Origin of the sequence: Mesorhizobium sp. AA22 (assembly GCF_001672375.2) — a bacterium.
Taxonomy (GTDB): domain Bacteria; phylum Pseudomonadota; class Alphaproteobacteria; order Rhizobiales; family Rhizobiaceae; genus Mesorhizobium; species Mesorhizobium wenxiniae.
Genome location: NZ_CP048406.1, coordinates 4,978,275 through 4,994,375 on the forward strand (window position 1 = coordinate 4,978,275; position 16,101 = coordinate 4,994,375).

Annotated in this window: 8 protein-coding genes; 2 read left to right on the plus strand and 6 right to left on the minus strand. The window is 60.8% G+C overall.

Translation table 11 applies throughout. From position 1 onward, the window contains the following. Positions 1–56 precede the first annotated feature (56 nt). Both A9K68_RS23980 and A9K68_RS23985 read right to left on the minus strand, forming a co-directional pair. Positions 57–9,227 carry a type I polyketide synthase gene (locus A9K68_RS23980; protein WP_065006885.1) on the minus strand — a complete coding sequence of 3,057 codons (9,171 nt, stop codon included), beginning with the start codon at positions 9,225–9,227 and terminating at the stop codon, positions 57–59. A 227-nt stretch (positions 9,228–9,454) separates the two neighbouring features. Then, positions 9,455–10,252, minus strand: a complete 798-nt coding sequence (locus A9K68_RS23985; RefSeq protein WP_065006886.1) for a 4'-phosphopantetheinyl transferase superfamily protein — start codon at positions 10,250–10,252, stop codon at positions 9,455–9,457. Positions 10,253–10,517: 265 nt separating this feature from the next. Here A9K68_RS23985 and A9K68_RS23990 point away from each other — a divergent pair, with 265 nt between their 5' ends. Beyond that, a complete protein-coding gene (locus A9K68_RS23990) occupies positions 10,518–10,829 on the plus strand; it encodes a hypothetical protein (RefSeq protein WP_065006887.1) in 312 nt (103 codons plus the stop codon). 446 nt (positions 10,830–11,275) lie between these two features. Here A9K68_RS23990 and A9K68_RS23995 read toward each other — a convergent pair whose 3' ends face one another. From A9K68_RS23995 to A9K68_RS24005, 3 genes are all read right to left on the minus strand, one after another. Further along, the gene (locus tag A9K68_RS23995) at positions 11,276–11,803 is read right to left on the minus strand and encodes a ferritin-like domain-containing protein (RefSeq protein WP_065006888.1); all 528 of its coding nucleotides are present in this window, start codon (positions 11,801–11,803) and stop codon (positions 11,276–11,278) included. 714 nt (positions 11,804–12,517) lie between these two features. Next, complete coding sequence (locus A9K68_RS24000; RefSeq protein ID WP_065006890.1) at positions 12,518–12,739, minus strand: hypothetical protein; 222 nt, start codon at positions 12,737–12,739, stop codon at positions 12,518–12,520. A 153-nt stretch (positions 12,740–12,892) separates the two neighbouring features. Next, a complete protein-coding gene (locus tag A9K68_RS24005; RefSeq protein WP_163603062.1) occupies positions 12,893–13,939 on the minus strand; it encodes a DUF3182 family protein in 1,047 nt (348 codons plus the stop codon). Positions 13,940–14,306: 367 nt separating this feature from the next. Between A9K68_RS24005 and A9K68_RS24010 the strand changes: the two genes are divergently transcribed. Beyond that, a complete protein-coding gene (locus A9K68_RS24010; protein WP_065006892.1) occupies positions 14,307–15,296 on the plus strand; it encodes an MBL fold metallo-hydrolase in 990 nt (329 codons plus the stop codon). A gap of 67 nt (positions 15,297–15,363) precedes the next feature. Here A9K68_RS24010 and A9K68_RS24015 read toward each other — a convergent pair whose 3' ends face one another. Beyond that, positions 15,364–15,888: a metallophosphoesterase gene (locus A9K68_RS24015; protein WP_065006893.1), complete on the minus strand. Its 525-nt coding sequence runs from the start codon at positions 15,886–15,888 to the stop codon at positions 15,364–15,366. Between the last annotated feature and the right edge of the window lie 213 nt (positions 15,889–16,101).

A 16,101-nucleotide genomic window follows, 5' to 3' on the forward strand; every position in this document is an offset into this window, starting at 1 on the left:
GTGACTTTACCCGCACCGGCTTCGGCCGGCCCCGTCAACCTAAGAATTGCGCAATGCTACACCGCCGCCTGCTCAACGGCATCGACTGTCGATTGGCCGGCCACCAGCCGTTCGATGACCTCTCGCAGAATGTCATGCGCCTCCGCATCGTCATAGCCAAGCAGATCGTATGTCATGAACAGACCAAGACCGGTCCCGCTCGGATAGGTACGCAAGTCTAGCTCGCTGGTGCGTGGCTTTTCTCGCCGCATGTCAGGCAGGGGCGTTACTTTGAACATGCCGAGGTCGAGCTCGCCGGTTGCATTGGCCCTTTGAAGCGGGGCCGACTGCGTGGCCTGCGTCCATCTTTCGACCGTCTGGGTGCCGACGACTAAGAGGGAGGTGTAGGACCCCTTGGCCACGACATCGTCATGAACGTCCCCGAAATAATTCGAATCCATGAAGGGCGCGAATTGGATGGCCTCGTCGATCCCTTCTCCGAGGGAAACGGCGAGTGCTTCGAGCGTCTCGTACCGGGACAGACGCACGCGTACGGGCACGTCCGAGGCGACGAAGTTGACGTAGTTCTCCAGCCTCCGGTCGTGGCGCAAGGCAGCTGGGATCTGCAGGACCATATCATCCACGCCACCCCGCGCACCAATGGTGTGTGCAAAGGCCGCGATGATCATGGCCGTTTCCGTCGTGCCGGCTGCCCTGGCACGCTTGCGCAGCACATCCTGCTGGTCGCCGGGTATCGAGAGCGTCACGCCCTCGCCGAGGCTGCAATCGACCAGATTGACATTCGTCCGCCGGCCCTTCGCCTTGCGCCCGAGATTGGGAATATCCGGCAAGGGCTCGGCGAATACCTTGCGCAGGAATGCGTCGCGCCGTTCGAACGAGCCGGGTTTTCCGACATGGTCAAAATCCCGGATGAACCGGTCGATGCTCATTTCCACGGGATCAAGCGGCAGGCCGAGATAAGCCTTGACTGTCTCCTCGACGATGAGGCCGAGAGAATAGCCGTCAACGACGAGATGATGTGCCTTGGCGACGATTAGGTCGCTCTCGGAGCCGAACCGGATGACGGTGACACGGAACATCGGTGCCTCAATGTCTATGCGCTCCTGCGCAAGTTCCGTTGCGCGCTCCATTGCTTCGGCCTCATCGGCAACTTGCTCGAGCCTGAAGAACTCCGTCGGCGTCCTTTCCAGATAAGCGCCGTATCCAGCCCCCTTGCGGAAGAACCGGGTACGCATCACCTCGTGGCGCGCCATGATCGTTTCGATCGCTCGCCTGAGACGGTCGGCGTCCATCTGGGGCCGGATTTTGAACTCTTTGCTCACCAGGAACGCGGCACGGGCATGCGAAGTCGCGTCCGGATGTTCCTGGAAACGCAGCAACCCCAGTTGCGTGCTGGTCACCGCAATCTCTCTTTCTACGTTGGGCACGCCCTCGAGCGGCGAGCGCTCGACATCCGCGCTCGCACTCGGCTGGCCAGACCACTCGCGCACCCTCCAGAGCATTGCCTCGGGTACCAGGGGGCCTGACGTTTCAAGCTGGGAGGAAAGCTCGCCGAGAAACTCATCGTACAGCAACCGCGCCGTTGCTTCCTCGACGACGTCGAGATCGACCGTAAGCCGGCAGACAACAGCGGCTTCGCAGACCGCTGCGGACAATTGGATCTCGTGCGCGGATGCGGCGACCGCGTCGAGAGGATGGTCGAGAGCGGCGAGCGCCTTAACTTGGCTCCCGTCGAGGAAAGCGAAGCCGAATTGGCGCAGCGAAATATGGCGAACGCGCAGGTCCTCTTCGAGCGCCAGTTCCAGGGACGACGTATCCATTGACCGGTGCGCGTGACCGTTTGCGTCGGCACGCTCGACCTTCCTGAGCAGATCGTAACCGGGTTCATCCATGGCTCGCAGGACAACCGGATAGGGCCCATCCAGGGGGCCTATCAATTCGTTTGGTGTCCCCTCCCCGCGCTCGCTATACCAGCGGTCGACGACAATCGACCGGCGGGAGAAGCGGTTTGCCAAGGTCTTGGCATAGGCGGTCAGGAAGCGCGCAGCCGGCAGCTCCGATTTCGGCGCGAACGCTGCGGCGGGAAGCGTGATCTCCAGCAACCCGACACGGCCCCGGTTCGATCCCATACCGGCGGGAGACGGGGCGCGACTGCGACCGGGTATCGGTACGATCGCAGGCGCGTAGTGAAGGATCTCCTTCCAGTAGGCGAGATCGCGACGGTACTCGCTCGATCCAGGCACTGGATGGGCCCCGCGTGCATGGTCGGCAAAACTGGGCCTGGCATCGACCGCTTCCTCCTCGTCTTGCGCGAGCAGCGCGAGCAGAAGACGAACCGACAAAGCGTCGGCAGCCGCGCGATGAGCCCGGACTTGCAGCTCGTGACCGCCATCCTGCCGCTGCCACGCACCGATGCGCCACAGCGGACCAGGGAGCGCGACATCGCCCAAACGACCGCCCGGCGAAAGCACTTCAACAACAAGTTGGGCCTCGAAGCCGATCTCCACCGCGCCGGACGCCGATGTCGCACCCGTCATCCGGAGCGCATCGTGGATCTCGACCAGTCGAGCCAGTCTTGACGCAAGCGTGGCCAGCGACACGCCAGGCGCGATGCTCGTCTCGACCAGGATCTGATTGTCGGCCTTTGCTACGGCAGACGACATCGGCCGTCCATCCAGCATCATCGCATGGACCTGGCGGCCAAGAGGCCGGAAGGCTTCCTGCACTGCAGCGCCGTCGGAACTCACTTGTGCGGCCGAGACCAGCAACGCGGACGCCTTGAGCTTCGCCTCAAAGGCGGACGCGACGAGACGGGCGAGCCCCGCGATCGACGGCGCCTGCAGGAACTTGGCGACAGGGATGTCGACTTCGACCTGGGCCTCGACGCGGTTCTTCAGCTCGAACGACGACAGAGAGTCGAGACCGAGTTCGCTGAGCTTGCGGTCATCAGCCAGGGCGCTTGCCTCGACCTTCAGGACTTTCGCCACCTCGCGCCGGATCATGTCCGCAAGCAAGTCGTCCCACGCCTCGCGTGGCGCGGCGGCCAGCTCGGCCTGAATGCGAGACCGCCCTCCGGTTCTGTCTCCAAGCAGCGGCGAAATCCTCGGGTTCGTCGCTGCGCCCGGGTTCGTACGTGCGATCGCGGCCCAGTCGATATGGGCGAAGCCGAGGTTCTCCGATCTGGCGCGCAACAGATAGGACAAGGCTGCCGCCGCTTCGGAATCCTGCACCGGCTTGATGCCGACGCTGTCGAGATAATTGGTCATTGCTTCCGACCTGGCGACGAATCCACTGCCGGCGATCATGCCCCAGGCCGTGGAGGAGCCAGCCAAGTTGCGACCTCTGCGATACGTGGCGATTGCGTTCAGAACGGAGTTGGCCGCCGTATAGTTGGCCTGCCCCGACGAACCGATAACCTGCGCGATCGAGGAGAAATTCACGAAGAAGTCGAGGGGAATATCATGTTCGACGACGGCGACGTGCAGGTTCCATCCGCCGGCTATCTTCGGCCGCAGCACGCGGTCGATCTTGCCTGCATCGAGCTGCGAGACGAAGGCATCCTCGATCACCGCAGCGCCATGCACGATGCCGCGCAGTGGGGCCTCTCCCGCAGCATGTTCCCCGATCAGCCTGTCGACGGCTGCTGCATCGGTCACGTCCAAAGCCGCGCGAACGATCCGCGTGCCGCGTTGCTCCATGATATCGATGGCTGCAGCCGCTTCGGCATCGGGAACACCGCTTCGATTGGCAAGGATGATGGTTCCCGCGCCCTTTTGACTCAGCCAATCGGCGATCGCGACGCCGAAGCCCTTGAGTCCACCGGTGACGAGATAGGAGGCCTGAGCGGAGACGGCGAACTGTGCGGCGAGGTCAAGTTCGATGTCCACGGAAGGTTCGTCGAAAGTGACGATCACTTTGCCGATGTGCAGCGCTCGCGAAAGCATGCGCATGGCTTCCGCAGCACGCGATGCCGGGAAACGGCTCGCCTCCAGCGGCTTGTAAGCCCCGGCGGCAACCTTTGCCTCCACCTCCGCCAGCAATTGCCTGAAGAGTTTCTCCCTCTCCACGGGAAGCGTCGAGAGATCAATGACCGAATAGGCGTTATTGCGATAGAGCGAGCGAAGTCCGATCGGCTTGTCGTCGGCGAGATCGCGCTTGCCGATCTCGACCATGCGGCCGAACGGCGCCAGGCATTCCAGGCTCTTGTCGATGCCATTGCCAGACAGCGCGTTCAACACCACGTCGACGCCGCGGCCGCGCGTCAGGGAACGCACCTCGTCGGCGAAATCGAGGGCGCGCGAGTTCATGACCTCATCCACGCCCCATTTCTTCAGGAAGGCGCGTTTCGTGTCGCTGCCGGCAGTGCCAAAGACTCGAGCGCCGACGTCATGCGCGACCTGGATGGCGGCGAGTCCGACGCCACCCGAAGCCAGATGGATGAGCGCGGTTTCGTCCTCCGCCAATCTGCCGATATGCGTGAGAGCGTAGTGAGCGGTAAGGAAGGCTGTCGGGATTGTCGCGGCCTCGATCAGATCGATGCTGTCGGGCACGCGCATGGCGAGATCCGCCCGGATCTTAGCGAAGCGTCTGAGATAGCCCTTGCCCATGCCCATGATGCGATCGCCGGGCTTGAGATTGGTCACCCGATCACCGACTTTGCGAACGGTCCCGGCGAACTCCAGCCCGAGATTGCGCCAATACGCCTCGTCATTCTCCAGCTCGTCCGGCAGGATGCTGGTAGCCGCCATAATGTCGCGGAAATTCAGGCCGACCGCGGCGACTTCGACCATGACCTCGTTCGGCGCCAATTCGGGATCGGCGATTTCGCGCAATACGATATTGTCTATGGTGCCGGGTCCCGTCATGGTGACGGCGAAGTTGGAAGAATCCCGCGCGGTCTCCAGCGTCCGCCGCGACGGCGCGACTTCGTGCAAAGCCAATTGTTCCAGACGCGGGACATAGCGTTCGGCGCCGCGCAGGACGAATTCCGTTTCTGCGGTTTCCTCCAGCACGGCGTCCGAAGTCGTTACCCCTGACTGCAGCGACTTGGCATCCGCATCGATCAGACGGATGCTCAAACCCTTGAATTCGTTTGCCATTGTGCGAGAAATACCGATCAAGGCGCTCTCGCTCAGGCCGGAAAGGCGCATCGGCTGGTCACCTTGCATGAGCCGGCTGCCGGACGTGAAGACAACCAGTTCGGGCCGCGGTTCGGACGAGCTGTGCAGCCGGTCGACGACCTTTCCAAGTGTGATCAACTGGTGGACGACAGGCGTAATCGTGGCGAGAAGCGCGTCCCCGCCTGCTTTTTCGTCGAGCGTCTCGGCGACGGCGGCGCTGAACAGGATGCCACCCTTCCCCTCCGATTTGGTCATGAATGCCCGGATCGTGGCGAGCGCTTCATCCGCATCGAGTTTCAAAAACGGCGCGGGATTTGCGACTTCGACCGTCACTCCGCGGCTGACCAACTCGGCCAATGTGGCTTCCAGACGCTGCGTTCCGTCACCCACCACCAGCCAGTGAGTACAACGCAATGAGGGTGCTGCGGGTTTGGCTTCCTGCTTCTCGAAATGCTCCTCGAAAGCGCTGGAGACGGAGCCGGCGCCCTGTTTGGTCCTGCCGCCCCTGACCTTGCCCAGCGCCTTTGTCTGCAGGTTGTCGAGAACGATCAACGGCTGCCCTTCCGGCGAGAATACGCTGAACCGCATCGAGTACGGATCGAGGCCCGGCCGGATGTCGACGATCACGTCGGGTGTCATCGGGGCGCTCAGCAGGATCTTGCGCGCCCCGGTCGGCAGGCGCAACCGGTACTGGGCCTTGTCTTCATTCGCCGGCGGCAGCGGTTCACCAGGAACCCACACGCCGTCTTTATGCGAAGCCAGGCCGATGCCGGCCTGGAGCACGGCGTCCAGCAGTCCGGGAAAGGCGAAATACTGCTTCGACAGGTTGGGATCCTTGCTCGACAGCCTGGCAACCAGGCGGTCGCCGATAATATCGAGCGCGCTCACTGACTGGAAATATGGGCCGTATTCAAGGCCGTGCCGTTCGGCCAGACGGTAGAATTCCGACTTTTCGACAAGGCTTGGGCGATCCCGCAGGAGGTCAGCGGGAGCTGGTGCAAGTTCGTATTTGTGGCTAAAGCCATAGGCCTCGGCACGCGTCCTCCAGCCGTCTTCCGAATCCCGATGGAGCGTCGAGATGCGCAGCCTGCTACCGATCGGATCGAACGTCGTCGTGACCAATATGACGTCGTCCTCGGCGATGGAAAGCGCTTCGTACAGTTTGAAATCGCGCAGCTCCACGGACTCGGATCCGAAATGGTCGCGCAGCGCGGCACCCATGATTTCGATGTAGCCGACGGCCGGGAACAGGCAGTCGCCGCTGACGCGGTGGTCAGCCAGGAATTTGAAGCCTCTGAGCGTAATTTCGTTCGTCCAGGACGGTCCCGCCGTGAAGTCGCGGCATCCAAGCAGAGCGTGCCGGGGCGCCTCGAACAGGAAGCTCTTGGTCTCCTCGGATGTGTTCAGCAGGCGCTGGTTGTTCCAGGGCAGTTTGGGAATGGCCAACCGACCGCTCGATGGTTTCGGCCGGTGGAATTCGACACCGGCAACGTGCAGGCTGCCCTCGGCCCGCGCCAGCGTCCAGAAATCATCAGTTTTGCGATCGAGCGAGTTCACCGCGGCGACGTCTGCCCCACGTTCCTGCGAAATGCCTCGGATGAGCGGCGTCAGCGTGCGGTGCGGACCGACTTCCAGGAAAGTATTGATGCCGAAATCGAGGGTGAAGTCCATTGCCTTGGTAAAGCTGACAGGTTGGCGCAAATTGGCCCACCAGTAGTCAGCGTCAAACTTCGTTTCGAATATGCCGGTGACAGTCGAGATGATCGGCAGGCGGCCTTCCTTCCAGGCAACCGGACCAAGTTCGCCGAGGAACCATTCCTTGCAATCTTCCAGATGCGCGCTATGCCACCCGAAATCCATGGTCATGCGGCGGGCCGTCGCGTCGGGATAGGCTTCCGCGACCTTGGCCAGCAGGCCAAGCACCGCGTCCTCCATGCCGGAGATCGTCTGAGCGATCGGGCCGTTATAGGCAGCAATGACGACGCTTTCGTCGTCGGGCAGGAAAGGCTCGAGCTGCTGGACCGGCAGCCCTATCGTGGCCATTGCACCGCGCCGCTCGCTTTTCAGCGGTATGAGGCCGCGTTTGGCGATGATGCGGGCCGCCGTCCCGAGATCGATGACGCCTGAAACATACGTAGCCGCGACCTCGCCGAAACTGTGACCGATCAGAAGCTCAGGCCGCACGCCGATCTTCATCCAGCGCTCGTAGAGCGATATCTGTGTGGCGAAGATGGAGGCCTGCGTGACATCGGCATCGTTGATACGGGTCTTTGTCTCGTCCCGTAGCATCTCCTCGACGGTCGACCAGCCGACCATCGGACGCAGCACCTCGTCGAACATCTCGGCCGTTCGGCGAAACGCGCGGTCTTCCTTCAACAGGCGGCGCGCCATGGCCCACCACTGGCCGCCCTGGCCCGAGAAGGCGATGGCGAGCCGACGGTTGGAGGAGGCCCTGCCGGTGATGATGGTCGGCCCTTCCGCGTTCTGCTCAACGGCTCCTTTCGCCAATGCGCGCAGCTGGGTCTGGAGCGCGGTGCGCTCGGGCTCGACGATAAGCGCGGCCCGTTGGGCGAAGTTATCGCGCGCGCTGCTCAAATGGGCGTTGATGTCTTCGACCGGCGTCTCCGCCAGGGAGCCCCCCTCCTCCAGAGCATCCGCCAGACGGCCTGCCCACAGCTCCAGTCCCGCTGTGCTGCCGGCCGAGATCGGGACGGCTATCGGATGGCCGGCTATTACCGGCCTTGGCGCGCGATTGACGCTCGGCGACAGTCCCCGCCATCCTTCCACGGCGATCGAGGCATTGGTTCCGCCAAACCCGAAGGAGTTGACCACCGCCAGGGCCGGTCGACCGTGATGGTCGATTGGCGTCGGCTTCGTTGCTACAGCGATGTTTAGCGCGTCGAAGGGAATGCTCGGGTTCGGGCGCTCGAAATTCCGGTTCGGCAGCACGATGGCATGGTTCGCCGTCAGCACGGTCTTAATGAAACCAGCGATACCGGAAGCGGATTCGAGGTGGCCGAGATTGGGCTTGAACGATCCGACATAGGCCGGCTTTGGTCGTGAATTCACACCGAACACGCGGCCGATGGCAGCGGCCTCGATCGGGTCGCCGACCGGCGTGCCGGTTCCATGGGCCTCGATATAGTCGACATCCGCCGGATCGATGGAAGCGCCTTCTACGAGAGCCTCCAGCATCGCTTGCTGCGCTTCCCCACTCGGAGACGTCAGGGTGGGCGTATATCCGTCCTGATTGACCATCGAATGACGGATCACCCCATAGATCCGGTCGCCGTCCGCAATTGCGCGGTCGAGAGGCTTCAGCAATACGAAGCCGCAGCCTTCGCCGCGAACGAAGCCGTCCGCCCTTTCGTCGAACGTGTAGATGCCGCCGGTCGGCGAAAGCATATTGGCGCTGGAGAATGCGATGAACGGACCCGGATCGAGCATGCAGTTGACGCCGCCTGCCAGCGCCATGTCGCAGGTGCCCGTGCTCAGGTGACGCACTGCCTGGTCGATGGCGACGAGCGCCGACGAGCATGCCGTGTCGACGGCAATGCTCGGCCCTTTCAGATCGAAGCGGTGGGAGATTCGATTAGCTGCGATCGAGAACGCCGAACCCGTGCCGGCAAAGATATCCCCGCCACCGACACGTCCGCGGCGAAGGTTCTGCGCGAAATCGTTGGTCGAGATGCCAAGGAATACACCGGTGCGTGCGCTACGCAGATCGGCCAATGTGCGGTGGGCGTCCTGGACTGCCTCGAACGCCACTTGCAGCGCCAGGCGCTGCTGCGGGTCCATCGTTGTCACCTCGCGGGGCGACATGTCGAAGAAACTCGGGTCGAAGCCGAAAACATCGCTGGCAAGAAATCCGCCCCAGCGCGTCCGCATCTTTCCCCGCGCATCGGGCTCCGGATCGTAGAAGGCGTCAACGTTCCAGCGGTCCGCCGGGATATCTACGATGCCGCAGTTCTTCTCCAGGAGAAAGTTCCAGTACGATTCCGCGTCCTGAATCCCTCCAGGGAACCGGCAACCGATCCCGATAACCGCGACTGGCTGCGTAGAGTCAATGACGTGCTGGGGCGCATCGCCCCCACGATGAATGTTCATGCCCAGACCCCCGCCTAGTTATGCACCGTAGGTTGCACAACCCACGGTGTATTTAAATGCATGTCCTTGCGGAAGCTCCAAGCGCAAATTCACCAGGCAAGCATCTTTGTCGCAAGATGTGTCTTTTAAGCCAATCTGACTGCTTTTAAGCCAATATGTCTGCTTTTTAAGCCGATCCGGCTGCTTTTTTAAGCCGATTTACTATTTTTAAGAGGAGCACCGTCCGCTCAATCTTCCGGGCTAGGCTTAATAGCAGGCGCTAACCGACGTCCAATTGCTGAAGCGTCAAGGCAAGCCGTATTGTCGAAGTCGAAGACACGTGCGGCCGCCTGCGGACCGCGTGCACTCCATGCAACGGCGGCCACATGGTGTTCGCTTGGACGGAACTCACTAAGCCTAGTCCGCTCAATCAGCCCAAGGGGCGGTGATAGGATAGAGGCCTCGCCGTTCGCCTCCATGCCTATTTCAAGTCCGACTCCGGAGAGGCCGACGCCTGCGGCCTTTAGCAAGGCTTCGCGACAAGTCCAAAACCGGTAGAACATCAGGCGACGGGCGTCTGACGTCAGGGACTCAAGCTGCATGACCTCCCCGGGCGCGAACAGAGAGCGGGCGATGGACATCTCGTCGCTCAGCGGGGCGATGAGTTCGATATCCACGCCCACCTGTCCGGCGGCGGCCACGGCCACAAGGGCAAGTTCCCCCGAATGCGAGAGGTTGAAGGCGAGGCTCCGGTCCACAAGGACAGGCTTTCCTTCAGAGGTCTGGCGCAGATCAAGCTCTTCCGGCGCTTGGCCGATGTAAACTGACAGCACAGTGCGCAAGGCGGCATGAGCTGCCAAGTAGCGTCGTTGATCGCGCTCAAACACGAACCGACTGCCCCTGATCAATTCAGCTGGGCTAAGGGCGGTCAGGTCCATTTGTGAAATTGGAGTATCGAGGGCGATCCGCCATATATGGACATCGAAGCCGAGAACTGGCGTTGCCCGCGCGCCATCGTCTTGCAAGACAACACCGCTCTGCTTCATCTTACACTTTCCTCGCCGACAGAAGAGCGCGGCATGGCGTCGGCTCGATCGACGCCAATTGTAGCTGGTGATTAGCCATTAAGGAACGCTAGCAGGTTTCGCCCCAGTTTAGGATAGGGGTAAGCGCGCTCTTGGCGATGGCCCGGATGGTAGAAAGCACAGGTCAAGTGCCGTGCCAGCAAGTTAGAAAGGAACCTTTTCTGAAACAGGCCGTTTGCCAGCAGGTCGTTGCATTAGCGACCAGTAACAATGGAAGGATCTTGTCATGAGCTACAAGATGATCTGTCTAGGCGCGATGGCGCTTTCTATGGTAAGCGGCGTTTCTCTCGCGGCAGGCCCCGACTCAGGCACGTCTGCCTTGGATGACCCCGCAAAGATGGAGCCGTTCTACACAGACTCTAGCATGACGACCATGCGGTCCGACGACGAGTTCACGGCAGCTTGGAAAGCGCTGACAGACGAGGATCGTACGGCAATGACAAAAGTCTGCGATGACGAGGCGGCAAACGCCAGCGCCGCCAACACCCACCCTGAATTCTGCAGCAATGTCAAAAAGCTCGGCGGCGAGAGTAACTGAACCATGGAAGGCGGGCAACGGCCCGCCGTTTGATTACCGACTGTGAGGCCGGAGCGAATGGATAGCCGCATGGCGTGGGCTATATTGACGGTCGCTCCGCCACTCACGGCCATGCGAATGACCAGACCAATGATAAAACACCCGCGCGATGCGCTGCTGCCAGAGCCGCATCTTTGGTTGCTTCAGGATCCACCCGCCAACCGCACTCGACGCGAGCGCGTTGTGCGCTAGCACCAATGCGCCGGTGATTTTTGCGTGCCACCCAGTAACAGCAATTGCAGGGTTACCGATCCTCAAGCCGGCTCTGAATTGTCGGCTGACTCGGCAGTTTCAGGCAAATCTCCTTCAACTGCCGAATCAGTACTCGGATGGCAATGATACCTGCGTATCTGAGCGGAGCCCCTGGCGATTCCTGCCGGAACCCCGCAAGCCCATGTCATAGGGGATTACGCGGCCGCTTGAAGAGCACGTTCGTTGACGCCACCCTCGCCTAGACCCGTCAGCGCTTCGTCTGTCGCGACCTCTTCCTCGAGCGTCGCTTTGAGAAGAGAGACGACATCGGCCTTTCCCATCTGTTCTGCCCAGGCAATAAGAGTACCGTACCGGGCGATCTCGTAATGCTCGACGGCTTGCGCCGCTGCGACCAGTCCGGCATCGAGCGCAGGAGCACCTTCATATTCTTCGAGGATTTCCGAGCCTTCTTCAATGATGCCGTCGATCGCCGGACAGGTCTTGCCGCGTGCTGCCTTGCCAAATTTCTCGAACACCTCCTCGAGGCGATCGACGTGAGCTTCCGTTTCCATACGATGCTTTTCGAAGGCAGCAGTCACTTTTTCCGACTCCGCACCTTTCGCCATTTTCGGCAGGGCCCTCAGGATTTTCTTTTCGGCGTAGTAAAGATCTTTGAGTCCGTCGAGGAACAGGTCCTCAAGACCCTTGGTTGTCGCTTTCGCGGCTTTCTTCGCAGTTGGCATGGTCTTCTCCCGCTGGGGTTGGAGCTAGCCTCCCTAACTAGGAAGGCGTCCGATAACCCCGCCGGCCGGCAACAAGTTCCCTGATGATTCGAGCCGCTGGAAATTTTCCGAGGCCCCGGGTTCGCACAGTCAGGTGCTGCAAAGGGTTACGCTGGCGAGCGGAGGCGCAGCGCCGCCCTTTGGGGCCTGCCCCGATCGGCCCGCGCCGGGCAAATAGGCTCAATCGATCCGTCTGATACGGCCCTTGTCGAGACGGAACACTCCATCCTGTCCGCCCTGCTTCTCAAAGTCGGTAAGCAGATCATCCCATGTACCCAGGAATTCGCCACAGTCGTCGCAAACGATCCTGTCCTCGGGACCGGCGTCGGCCGGAATCCTCAGCCTTATTGTCAGGCAATAAGGGCACTCCAACTGGTGGTTAAGGTACTGTTTGGTCATTGACGACAGCGAGAATGCACCGGAAATGTGGCCCCTGCAACCTGGCTCGCGCTGATCCGACGGGCTTGGTCCGAAAATGTACAGCGATCGGCATCACGGATTGTCGCGATCCTCCAGGAATACGAGCGCGTCTTGGCTGGGGCCGAATGTTCAAAGCCGATGAACAGCAGGGTTTAGCGCAGATAGTTACCGCTGCTGCCAGTGCGTTCTGAACACCGGATCTTGAAGCTCTGAAACAGTCCGCTCTCGGTTCGAGTCAAGACAGCGTTAGCCCCATCATATCCCGTCTTTGGTCGGAGGCCACCCAGACTGAGCCGTCGGCGGAATGTTGTCGGAGGTCACTTCGCCCCGCTTGAGTTTTCTAATGGCTTCGTCGGCTTCGATTTCATCCAGGCCGGAGAGCGGCAAACCGTCAACTACGACGGCTTCCTCGCTCTCGTCGTCATAGACTTCCCACAAGCCCTCCGAATCCTGTCGTTTGTTGTAGATGGTTGGCATGGCAGCTCCTTTTATGCCGGAACAACCTCAAGCCGCCCACGGATGTTCCGTGGTCCTTAAGCGTTTTGCGATCCTAAATTTGACGCTCATTGGCCGGCGCAAATGGCACAGAGTTGTGCGCGACCATCGATGGCGCAGGGCAAGTCTACGATGCTAATCGGCCGCTTTCCTTGGCGGCTCACGGGTCGCATGGGTGACCACGGTATAGCGCGTAATCGGCCCGTCATCGGGGTCTTCTCCTTGAAAGTGAATATCCGCCTTCACTGGTAGCCGGCTGGTATTGCCGAACGCCTTAACTGCGGACGCACGGACGAGTTGGATGGCCGGGTCTTGCTTCATAATTTTTATTGCCGCAAGCTCGGCAGTACTGCTGCCGCCAATACGCCAGCTGGCTTCGAGCACGCCGGATCGCCAGGTACCCGACGAGTCGACCCCCTGGCCGATATCGTAATTGCGCCGCGAGGCGAAAAATCCAGGATACCCAGCCATCGCCGCGTCATAGGCCTTCGCCTGCGCCGTTGCCAAAGCTAGTGCGCGAGGAAGCTGAAGATCTTGGAGAGCTTCCCATCCGCCGCGCACTACAATGAGATCCGATCCGCCGTAGACGGATTGTCCCGCATTATCGGTCGTCGTCCTTTGAGAGCCGTAGTAGGCGACCCTTATTTCGTCGATCTCCGTTCTGCCAACACTTAGCGTGACGATGTCACGAAGGTCCGCTTCGAGCACCAGACCGGACTCGTCCAGGTCGAGGAAGCGGTATCGCTCGAGCAGTCCCTCGACGTCAGCGACCGTGCGAACGATGTGCTGGTCCTGGCCTCGCGAGGAAAGCGGTGGCTTAAGCCGGGCCTGCCCGAGCCTCAGCAGACGTTCCGCTGCTCGTAGCGCATCGTGCCGCGAAAACACCGTGTAGCCAGGCAATACTGCTGCGCTGACAGTTCTGCCGAAGCCGGTTGACCATTCTTTCGGTCGCTTGGCCAAGCCGTCGACCAGTTCATGGGTTATCGCCTTGGTCATTGCGAAGCGCCAAGGCACCACGCCGCCGAAGAGATCCTGCGGCCCGTTGATACCTAGCCGTGCCGCATCGGGAGCAAGCAAGCTGTCGTCCGGCACGAAATACAAGCCGTTGCCGCCGCTGTTGCCTAGACCCTGCTGGAAGGCAAATCCCTTGAGACTCGCAATCGTGCGGGCAACGGCAGCCATAGCTTCCCGTTCGTGAGCATAGAGGGGCTCGCAGCCCGGCGCGGAGAATGCGATTACGGTGCCTTTTGCCTCGCTCGGCTGAGTGCCTCTGTGCTCGATCATCTCGTTCGTTCCGGTGCTACCTCATTGTGGCCGCGGATTGCCGATGTTTCGGCCCGCGATTCGGTCCGACCCAAGAGAACGCGCAAGATGGCAGAAACGTTCAGCCTGGCTTGGCCGGCTCGCCGTACTTCTGCGTCCTTTCGAACGATATACGTCGGGAACCGCTACCCGGAGCGCGCGATTAGAGGGGTAGACGTTAGGTTCAGATCGTGTCTGAAGGTGAGCGCCTGGTGGCGAAATTCGAAAACAGTATCGGGCGAATTCGGTGACGTTGCTGGCTCAGCCGCGCCTGGTCAACGACCCCTTCTCGGATGCGGGGCTCCTTCTGGATTTCCGATTCGGCAACCGGGCGATGCTCTTCGACATTGGTGATCTGTCGCCACTTTCGCCGCGCGAAATCCTGCGCGTCAGCCATGTGTTCGTATCACATATGCATATGGACCATTTCGCCGGCTTCGATCGGCTCCTGCGGTTATTTCTATACAGGAATAGAACAGTGCATTTCTTCGGCCCGCCTGGGTTGACCGCGGCCGTGCAAGCCAAGCTCAACGCATACACGTGGAATCTCCTCGACGAACAGTCCCACGATCTCATGATAGCGGCCTGCGACTGGACGCCGGGCGGATTTCATCATTGCCGCCTGTTTCGGGCGCGATCGGGCTTCGCTCGAGAGGATACTGCCTCGACCTCAGCCGAAGGAAATGTCCTGCTCGATGATCCCGATTTCCGTGTCGAAGCAGCAATGCTTGACCACGGCGTTCCATGCCTTGCATTCGCGTTTCAGGAAAAGATCCGGGTCAATGTGCAAAAACCGCAACTGGAAGCATTGGGTTTGCGCGTCGGACCTTGGTTGAGCGAAGCCAAGCGTGCGGTCCGGCGCGGGGCTGATCCGAAAACGACGCTGGCGGCAACCGCGGATCGGCATATCTCGGTCGGCGAACTGCTCGGTGCCGGAGCCCTGAGAACCGGTCCCGGGCAGAGGATTGTCTATGCGACCGATCTCGCCTTCAATAAGGCAAATCTTGCGCGTGTCGTTGCGCTTGCGCACGGCGCGAACCAGTTGTTTATCGAGGCGGGCTTCCTGCAGGAAGATCGCGAGCTGGCCGCAGCGAAGCGGCATCTCACGGCAGCCGAAGCCGGCACTATCGCCAGGCTTGCAGGTGTTGAACATGCCGTGCCGATGCACTTTTCGCCCCGTTATCTCGGACACGAGGATGAACTGCGTGCAGAGTTCATGGCAAATCTAGTCGCGTAAGCGCTTCTCAACCGCGCGACGCAGAATACCAGCCATTAGGCAACAGCCGGTATGATCTGCGTTTTGATCACTTGCGTTGAATATACCGGCCGACGGTTCGCCGCCGTCGGCTTGCAAGGATGGCGGAAAGGGTGACCGGGCGAAAATCCCAGCTGTCAACGCCCGCGTCGTACTGGCGTGTAACCGGGCTCAGTCTGCCGTGGGAATGGCCATGCAGATCGATCGATTTCTTGCCGATCTGATTCCAGGTGCGAAAAGGATAGTGGCAAAGGATCAGCAACCGGCCGTCTATCGTCAGCTCCTTATAATGTTGAGTGCTGGCCCAACCTGCGGCGCCGATGGTCGCTGCGCCATCGTTGTTGCCGATAATCAAATGTTTCTGGCCATGAAGAGAAGACAGTAGCGATGAAACGAATTCGGCCGATCCCCTCGCAAAATCGCCGAGATGCCAGATCTCGTCGTCCGGGCTGACGGTTTCGTTCCAGAGCGAAATCAGCGCTCGATCGTGTTCTGCCAGCGAGCCGAACGGGCGACGATCGATGCGCAGAATGCGCGGATCGCTGAAATGTGTGTCGGCCGTGAAATAGATCATGGTCGTTCACAGCCTTTGCGGACAATGTCCGAACCTCGCCATACATTCGTCGAGCCTGTCGAGCGCGATGAGATAGTGCGCCACCGCGCTCTGGCCACCTCTGCTTGTGTTGGCAGAGGCCGGGGGCTTCCATCAAGGACCTTCGTGGCATTACCTTGAGATCGCAAGAACCTAGGCCGTGAGCGCCAGCGTCCAAGACGCGGCTCGCTGCAA